Source organism: Rathayibacter sp. AY1D9 (genome assembly GCF_002932395.1).
Lineage (GTDB): Bacteria > Actinomycetota > Actinomycetes > Actinomycetales > Microbacteriaceae > Rathayibacter.
Genome location: NZ_PSVQ01000065.1, coordinates 1 through 6,352, shown reverse-complemented (window position 1 = coordinate 6,352; position 6,352 = coordinate 1). Strand labels below are relative to the sequence as shown.

Genomic DNA, 6,352 nt, shown 5'->3' with positions numbered 1-6,352 from the left:
GGGCCGTCCTCGGAGGCTAGGCGGGGCGGGGCGCGACGTCCGCCCGTTGACTTCCCAGGTGCGCGGCCGTGCTCGCGGGTCCGGGGGCGTTCGCCGACTCGAGGTCCGTTCTCCTCCGGCTCCTGCTCCGTTCTCCTCCGGCTCCCGCGACTGTCCAGGAGTCGTCGCACCCGAGCTCGAGTGCGACGACTCCTGCGCACTCGGCGACGACCGCTGGGACGGGCCCGGCGGCTCCACGACGATGCGGAAGCGGCCGTACTGGAGCGCGAGTACGGCGACTTCGGAGGAGTGGCGACCGGCTCGAGTGCGCGGGTCCGCGAGTGCTCAGGAGTTGTCGCAGTCGACGCCGAGTGCGACGACTTCTGGACAGTGGGGGGGAGGGGCTCCGGGTGAGGGCTCGCGAGTGCTCAGGAGTTGTCGCAGTCGACGCCGAGTGCGACAACTCCTGGACGGTGGGGGAGGCTCCGGGGTGAGCGCTTGCGAGTGCTCAGGAGTTGTCGCAGTCGACGCCGAGTGCGACAAGTTCTGGACGGTGGGGGAGGGTCCGGGGTGAGGGTTCGCGAGTGCTCAAGAGTTGTCGCAGTCGACGCCGAGTGCGACGACTTCTGGACGGTGGGCGGCGTCCGAGCAGCGTCAGGGGCCCCGGCAGCACCCGTCAGGGACCGCGGCGGCACGCATCGGGGGCCCCGCGGCGCGCGTCGCGCCCGGCACCCGCGACCTAGGGTGAGGGCATGCATCCGCTCGACGCCCAGGACCCGCTCGCGCACTGCCCCGAGCTGTTCGTCCGCACCCCCGAGGTCCGCTCCTACCTCGACGGCAACTCGCTCGGCCGGCCGCTGCGCGCGAGCGTCGCCCGGCTCGCGCGGTTCGCGGAGGAGGAGTGGGGCGGCCGCCTCATCCGCGGCTGGGAGGAGGGCTGGCTCGACATGCCGCTCGAGGTCGGCGACGCCCTCGGCTCCGCGGTGCTGGGAGCCGCGGCCGGGCAGACGGTCGTCGCCGACTCCACGACCGTCCTGCTCTACAAGCTCACCCGCGCGGCGATCGCCCGCCAGGCGGAGCAGGGGCGCGACGAGATCGTCGTGGACACCGACAACTTCCCCACCGACCGGTACGTGCTGGAGGGCATCGCGGCCGAGACCGGCAGCACGCTCCGCTGGATCGACTCCGACCCCGGGAGCGGCGTCGGCCCCGACGACCTCGCCCCGGCGCTCGGCGAGCGGACGGCACTGGTGCTGCTCAGCCACGTCGCCTACCGCTCGGGGTTCCTCGCCGACGCCGCGGCGATCACCGCTCAGGCGCACGAGGCCGGCGCGCTCGTGCTCTGGGACGCCTCCCACTCCGTCGGCTCCGTGCCGCTCGAGCTCGACGCGTGGGGCGCGGACCTCGCGGTCGGCTGCTCCTACAAGTACCTCAACGGAGGCCCGGGGGCGCCCGCGTGGGCGTACGTCGCGTCCCGGCACCAGGGCTCGCTCGCGCAGCCGGTGCAGGGCTGGATGGGCGTCGCCGACATGTTCGAGATGGGACCCGGCTACCGTCCGGCCGAGGGGATGCGGCGCTTCCTCAGCGGGACTCCGCCGATCACGGGGATGCTCGCGATGCAGGACATGATCGCGCTGATCGCCTCGGTGGGCATGCCCGCGGTGCGCGCGAAGTCGGAGGCGATGACGGCGTACGCGCTGGAGCTGGCCGACGCGTGGCTGGTGCCGCGCGGGGTGCGGGTGGCGACTCCGCTCGACCCCGCCCGGCGCGGCTCGCACGTGACGATCGCGCACGAGTCGTTCGCCGGCCTGGTCCCGCGGCTGCAGGCGGAGGGGATCGTGCCGGACTTCCGCCGACCCGACGGCATCCGGATCGGCCTCTCGCCGCTGTCGACCACCTTCGCCGAGCTGGAGCTGGGCATGGCGGCCATCAGGGACGCGCTGGACTGAGCGGGCCGGGGCTCGGCGAGGCGGCTGTTCCCGGCCCCACCCCTGGCCTCACCGCGCGTCGCGCGTCCGGCGGGTGCTCTCCTTCTGCAGGGCCTCGACGAGCTCCGCCTTCGTCATGCGCGAGCGGCCGGAGACGTCCAGGCGCTTGGCGAGGTCCATCAGGTGCGCCTTGGTCGCGTTCGCGTCCACTCCGCCCGCCGTCTCGCCCCCGGGGGAGCGGCCGTGGCCCTCGGCGCGGGAGTCGGAGGGGCCGCTCTCGGCCTTGCGCTCCCAGTGGTCGCCGACCTTCTCGTACTCGTGCTTCAGCGCGGCGAAGGCCGTGCGATGGGCGCGCTCACCGTCGCCGTAGCTGTCGACGGCCGAGTCGTGCGCGGCCGACCAGAGCTTCTGCGCGTGCTCGTCGGAGCGCTCGATGGTGGACGGGATCTGTTCCTCGCGGGGCATGGCGGCCTCCCTCTCGTCCTCCGACGCTACGTCGGGTCGGAGGCGCCGGTCACCCCGTTGACGAGCGCTCGGCGGGCGCCTCCGTCCCCGGAGCGCACTCGGGAGGCCGCTGCCGGTGTTCTCACCGGGCCGACGCCGATGATGGGGCGATGTTCATCCCGACCAGAGCCGCCGGTCTCGAGGCGCTCGACGACTTCGTCGCCCGCGCGGGCTCCGCCTACGCCCGCGACCGCAACCACGACCTCGGACCGTCCCGGGACAACGTCTCCGGACTCTCGCCCTACCTCCGCCACCGCCTCGTCACCGAGCGGGAGGTCGTCGCCGCGGTCCTCGCGCGCCACCGGCTGACCGCCGCGGAGAAGTTCGTCCAGGAGGTGTTCTGGCGCACCTACTGGAAGGGCTGGCTCGAGCAGAACCCCGATGTCTGGCGCCGCTACCGCCGCGAGGTGGCGGACTCCTCCGCGGGTGATCCTCCGCCCGGCTACCTCGACGCGATCGGCGGACGCAGCGGCATCGACGCGATGGACGCGTGGGTGAGCGAGCTCGTCGAGACCGGGTACCTCCACAACCACACCCGCATGTGGTTCGCGAGCATCTGGATCTTCACCCTCGGACTGCCCTGGCAGCTCGGCGCCGACTTCTTCTACCGGCACCTGCTCGACGGCGACGCCGCGTCCAACACCCTGTCGTGGCGATGGGTCGCCGGCCTGCAGACTCCGGGCAAGACCTACCTCGCCTCCGCGTCCAACATCGCCCGCTACACGGAGGGGCGCTTCTCGCCGAGCGGCCTCGCCACCACAGCCCCCGCGCTGACGGAGGAGCCCTTCCCGCCGCGGGCACCGCTCGAGCAGGACGACGTCGTGGGGACCGTCGGCGCCCGCCCCGGCCTCCTGCTGCACGAGGAGGACCTCGAGGCGGAGAGCCTGCTCGCCGAGCAGCCGGGTCTGGCCGAGCGCCTCGTCGCGTGCGCCGTCGCCGGGGACGCGGGCGGGCGCTCGCCGTCCGGAGTCTCCGACGCGGTCGCCGCCTTCACCGCCGCGGCGCTCGCCGACGCCGCCGAGCGCACTTCCGACTCCAGCGGTCGGCCGGCGCGGGTGCTGGCGGACGCGCGTGCCGCGACGGTCGTCGACTGGGCGGTCTCCGAGCGGATCGACACCGTGGTCGTTCCGTACGCGCCGGTCGGGCCCGTCGGCGAGCGGGTGGAGGCGCTCCGCTCGGCTCTCGCCGACGAGGGGGTCGCGCTCGTCACCGTGCGCCGCCGCTGGGACGGTGCGGCGTGGCCGTCGGCGTCGCGGGGGTTCTTCCCGTTCCGGAAGCGGATCCCGGCGCTGGTGCGCGACCTCGTCGAGCCCGCCGACGCGGCCCGCCTGTTCTGAGCGGCGTCCTGTGAGCCGCGTCCTGTGACCCGCGTCCTGTAGGCCGCGTCCCGCATCCCGCATCCCGCGAGCCGCGACCCGCGAGCCGTGTCCTGTGAGCCCCGTCCCGCGACCCACGTCCTGTGAGCCCCGTCCCGCGGAATCTGCCTGGTCCCGCGGGGCGGGTGCCGCTCAGCCGAGCAGGCGGTCGCGGAGGAAGTCGCTCGCGAAGCGGCCCGAGGGGTCCCACTCGGAGCGGAGGGTGCGCCACTCCTCGAGGTGCGGGTAGAGCGGCGCGATCTCGTCGGCTCCGGCGAGGAAGTGCTTGCCCCAGTGCGGCCGGGCGCCGAGCGGCAGCAGCGCGCCCTCGACGGCGGGGAGCACGGCGTCGACGCCGGCGCGGTCCTTCTTGAAGGTGAAGTGCACGCCGACGCTGTCGCGGCCTCCGGCGGGGGAGAGCCACTGGTCGTCGCCCGCCATGGTCCGCAGCTCCGTGATGAGCAGGACGTCGTCGATCCGCTCGCCGATCGCGCGCAGCGCCACGATCGCCTCGCGCACGTTCGCGCGCGGCACCATGTACTCGCTCTGGATCTCGTCGCCCGCGCTCGGCTCGCGGTCGAGGCGGAAGTGCGGCAGGCGCTCGGACCACGGTCCGACGGAGCCGCCGAACGGGTTCAGGTTGGAGTCGACACCCTCCGAGACGGCGAAGAGGCTCGCGGAGGCGGCGACCGCGCCCAGGTGCGTCGCGTCGACGTCGGCGACGGATCCCGCCGCCACCTTGGTCTTCAGCCACAGCTGCTCCACCGTCGGCGAGGACCAGTGGGTCATGAGGCTGACGCTGTAGGCGGAGGAGGTGATCGCGTCGAAGTCGTCGAGCACGCGCTCCCAGGGCAGGTCGACGAACGCGTCCTGGCGGACGTCGAAGGTCGGCTGGATGTCGAGGGTCACGCGGGTGACGATGCCGAAGGCGCCGAGGCCGACGACGACGCCCTCGAAGCCCGGCTCCCCGCGGCGGATCGTGCGCAGCGAGCCGTCGGCGGTGACGAGCTCGAGCGCCGAGACGGCGGAGGAGAGGTTCGCGTTGCGGTCGCCCGAGCCGTGAGTGCCGGTCGCGATGGCGCCGGCGACCGAGATGTGCGGGAGCGAGCCCATGTTGTGCAGGGCGTAGCCGTTGCTGTGCAGGTGTGCGGCGACGACGCCGTAGCGGGTGGCGCCGCCGACGGTGACGGTGCTCGCCCCGGCGTCGATCACGGGGTCGGAGGCCAGGCGGCCCAGGTGCAGCAGTGCGCCGGGGGTGTCGGGCAGGGAGTTGAAGGAGTGGCGGCTGCCGAGGGCGCGGACGCGCTCGTTCTCGCGGACGAGGCGCTGCACCTCCTCGACGGACTCCGGCTCGATGATGGCGGCGGCGCGGTACTCGTAGGTGCCCGCCCAGTTGCTCCGTGAGGTCATGGATCCATTCTGCCGGGTGCGCGGGGGATTTGTTGTTGGTTGCAACGAATGGCCTGGTAACGCACGGGACGCGGCAGGACGGAACGGCGTGGATTTTGTTCGGGGCGCGCTCCGGGCCCCTGACGGGGAGGGCGGCGATGACCGCGCGCAGACGACCCCGCTCGGATCTGTTCCGGGTGTGCGTGCGCCTCCTGGTCACGATCGTGGTGGTGCTGCTCGTCCTGGCGACGGGGACGCTCGCTCCGGGCGACGGGGCCGTCGATGCGACGGCGACCCTCGTTCCGGTCCATCTGCTCGGCCGGCCGCGCTCCACCGCCCTCTCCGTGGGCTGGAGCGCCGCCTCCTTCTCGCGCCTCGACGAGCAGGCGCTGCGAAGCGCCGCCTCCTTCTCGCGCCTCGACGAGCAGGCGCTGCGAAGCGCCGCCTCCTTCTCGCGCCTCGACGAGCAGGCGCTGCGGAGCACCGCCGAGGAGGAGGCGCGCGGCGAGCGGCGCCTCCTCTCGCGGATGGCGGGAGCGACCGGGGTGACCGGCACGACGCTGCCGGCGGCGGTGCCGGCGATCGTGGTCACGGTGGCGATCGCGGTCACGGTGGCGATCGCGCAGAGGACGGAGTCCCGCGGCGAGCCCCTCTCCCTCGCCGCCGCCCTGCTCGCCGTCGCGAGCTCGTGGGTGCTGATGGTCCTCTCGGTCGCACAGGCCTGCCTGCGCCTCGAGTCGCGGTCGCCCCGGCGGTCGCAGGTGCGCTTCGCCTTCGAGGAGGCGCCGCACTTCAGTGACGACGTGACCCTCGCGCTCCTGCTGTCCACGACGGCGGCCACGGTCTCGGCCGAGATCCGCTCGAGAGAGGGCTGGCGCCTGGTGCGCGCGAACGTCGTCATCGCGTCCGCCTTCGACTCGGTCGTCATCGCGATGACGGTGTCACTGCTGTTCGGCGGACTCGCGGCCTGAGACGGCGGGAGCGGAGCGTCCGCGGGGCCGGGGCCGGAGAGGACGGGGCAGGAGAGTGCCGACGGACGCGGCGGGCGGCGGGCGGCGGAGAACGTGAACCACGTGGAGGTCGTCCGGTCGTGATCTCTCGAGTTCGACGGCTCTCCTGCGCGGCGGGGGCGTCCGCCAGCCGGAGCGGGGCGGGAGCGGACCGGGACGGAGCGGACCGGGACGGAGGGGCGGACGC

Annotated in this window: 5 protein-coding genes; 3 read left to right on the top strand and 2 right to left on the bottom strand. The window is 73.8% G+C overall.

The features are described 5' to 3' along the window. Positions 1 to 731 precede the first annotated feature (731 nt). Positions 732 to 1,928, top strand: a complete 1,197-nt coding sequence (locus C5C50_RS16390; RefSeq protein ID WP_104273937.1) for a kynureninase — start codon at positions 732 to 734, stop codon at positions 1,926 to 1,928. Between the two features lie 48 nt (positions 1,929 to 1,976). On the opposite strand, the gene C5C50_RS16385 is transcribed toward C5C50_RS16390, so the two are convergent. Further along, positions 1,977 to 2,372, bottom strand: a complete 396-nt coding sequence (locus C5C50_RS16385; protein WP_104225169.1) for a ChaB family protein — start codon at positions 2,370 to 2,372, stop codon at positions 1,977 to 1,979. Positions 2,373 to 2,521: 149 nt separating this feature from the next. On the opposite strand from C5C50_RS16385, the gene C5C50_RS16380 reads away from it, so the two are divergent. Beyond that, entirely contained in the window at positions 2,522 to 3,748 is a 1,227-nt protein-coding gene (locus tag C5C50_RS16380; protein ID WP_104273936.1) for an FAD-binding domain-containing protein, read from the top strand. A 171-nt stretch (positions 3,749 to 3,919) separates the two neighbouring features. Here the strand turns inward: C5C50_RS16380 and C5C50_RS16375 are convergent, their stop codons facing one another. Next, positions 3,920 to 5,176, bottom strand: coding sequence for a D-arabinono-1,4-lactone oxidase (locus tag C5C50_RS16375; RefSeq protein WP_104273935.1), 1,257 nt, complete (start codon positions 5,174 to 5,176; stop codon positions 3,920 to 3,922). Between the two features lie 137 nt (positions 5,177 to 5,313). Here C5C50_RS16375 and C5C50_RS16370 point away from each other — a divergent pair, with 137 nt between their 5' ends. Further along, complete coding sequence (locus C5C50_RS16370) at positions 5,314 to 6,126, top strand: DUF1345 domain-containing protein (protein WP_104273934.1); 813 nt, start codon at positions 5,314 to 5,316, stop codon at positions 6,124 to 6,126. Positions 6,127 to 6,352 lie beyond the last annotated feature (226 nt).